Origin of the sequence: Zooshikella ganghwensis DSM 15267 (assembly GCF_000428585.1) — a bacterium.
In the GTDB taxonomy this organism is placed as follows: domain Bacteria; phylum Pseudomonadota; class Gammaproteobacteria; order Pseudomonadales; family Zooshikellaceae; genus Zooshikella; species Zooshikella ganghwensis.
Window position 1 is genome coordinate 1 of record NZ_AUAF01000356.1, and the last position, 1603, is coordinate 1603.

The window sequence follows — 1603 nt, forward strand, 5'->3', positions numbered from 1 at the left end:
GGCTTCGAGTTCTTTTTGAGTCACCATAATGGCCTATCCTTATACATTGTTAACATTAAGAGTAGGCGGTTACACAGAATCTTTTACAGTCTCCATTATGAGTGAAGAAACCTCAGTATTAATTAAAAAAAACCTTTCTGCATTTGACCGCGTTGGCTCCTATAATCAAGATCAAATTAATGGATTTGATGAAGCATTTTTAAACCAGTTTCTTCAATTCATATCCCTTAACAATGCTCAACATGGTTTGGATGCCATGGCAGGGAATGGCAATTTAACCCACCGAATGATGAGCTACTGCCACCATCACAACATTAAATTACCTTCTTTCACACTACTAGAATACTCATCCGTTCAAACTGAATTGGCACGTACAACCTTTAACGAAGCTAATGTGAACATTATTAATGGCGATGTCCTTACTATGAGCGACCGCATTTCTCAGCAAGCATTAGCTGCAAATTATTTTGATCGAGTGTGATAAAAAGTGGTAATCACGAAATACCATTTGCCAAACAATTCCAGCTTTATAAAAGTATATTTAATGTGCTAAAGCCAGGAGGGGTATTTATAAACCTGGGGTTTCTATTCAGTAATCAACGTGAACGTGAAGAGTTTACTCAAATAACGAGAATAAAAGATAACCTTATCGGTGCAACAGACTCTGTCATAAATCGTTATTTTCTACTACGCCACGAGCTATACTCTTTATTACATGAAGTGGGTTTTACCTCAATAGGCTGTGAAATAACATTTGACTACTCTATTCACTCTGACATTGTCAAAAAAGAATACTTCCCCACCAACCCAAACGCGATTAAAGACATTTTTACCGCTCAACAGCAAGCAAAAACACTGTTAAAAAATAATCGTATTGAGCTTAGTAAGACAGCAAACTCAAGCAGTATGTACCTACCGGGTGAAATTACAGTTGCCACAAAACCTAAAGTATCTTAATCAATAATAGGAAACGTAAAATCAACACTATATATTCCACTGCTCATTAACTCTTGCAGTTAATATATGATCTTGCCACTGACCATTAATATTCAAATATTTTTTTGCATACCCTTCTTTTTCGAAACCAAGGCGTTGTAAAAGACGCCCACTTCTTTTGTTTTCTGGAATATAATTTGCCATTATCCGGTGCAGTTTATGTTCTTTAAACATATATTCAATGGTCTTTGATAGCACCTTAAACATCAGGCCCTGTCCTTGATAACGATAATCTACTGAGTAACCTAAATGACACGCATGAAAAGCACCACGAATAATATTGCTATAATTACAAACCGCCAAAATCCGTTTACGTTCTCCATCAAATACTGACCAGTATACTCCTCGACCGGAACTATAATCAGCCAAATACAACCGTAGACGACTTTGCCAAGCTTGAAAGGTATGATAATGACTATCCCGCTTAGGCTCCCATTGAGCTAAATGATCACGATTATCCAAGTAATACTGCAAAATGATGCTCGCTTCACTGGGATCAGGAAGTGTTATGATTAGGCTCTATATGGATTCCTAGGGGGTTATATCAATAGCTCTACTAGATCATTAAGTAAGCTTTTTCCTCGGCACTTTATATTGTACACAAACT

Annotated in this window: 3 protein-coding genes; 2 read left to right on the forward strand and 1 reads right to left on the reverse strand. The window is 36.9% G+C overall.

Annotation, left to right across the window (positions count from 1 at the left end):
- Positions 1-97: 97 nt before the first annotated feature.
- Both F607_RS0126905 and F607_RS0126910 read left to right on the forward strand, forming a co-directional pair.
- A complete protein-coding gene (locus F607_RS0126905) occupies positions 98-481 on the forward strand; it encodes a class I SAM-dependent methyltransferase (RefSeq protein WP_157365631.1) in 384 nt (127 codons plus the stop codon).
- A 65-nt stretch (positions 482-546) separates the two neighbouring features.
- Complete coding sequence (locus F607_RS0126910) at positions 547-957, forward strand: hypothetical protein (RefSeq protein WP_157365632.1); 411 nt, start codon at positions 547-549, stop codon at positions 955-957.
- A 27-nt stretch (positions 958-984) separates the two neighbouring features.
- Here the strand turns inward: F607_RS0126910 and rimJ are convergent, their stop codons facing one another.
- Positions 985-1509, reverse strand: a complete 525-nt coding sequence (gene rimJ / locus F607_RS0126915; protein WP_027710455.1) for a ribosomal protein S5-alanine N-acetyltransferase — start codon at positions 1507-1509, stop codon at positions 985-987.
- Positions 1510-1603 lie beyond the last annotated feature (94 nt).

What these genes read in the sequence shown, in the direction of transcription:
- F607_RS0126905 (WP_157365631.1), top strand. Translation starts at nt 98, where the DNA reads ATGAGTGAAGAAACCTCAGTATTAATTAAAAAAAACCTTTCTGCATTT.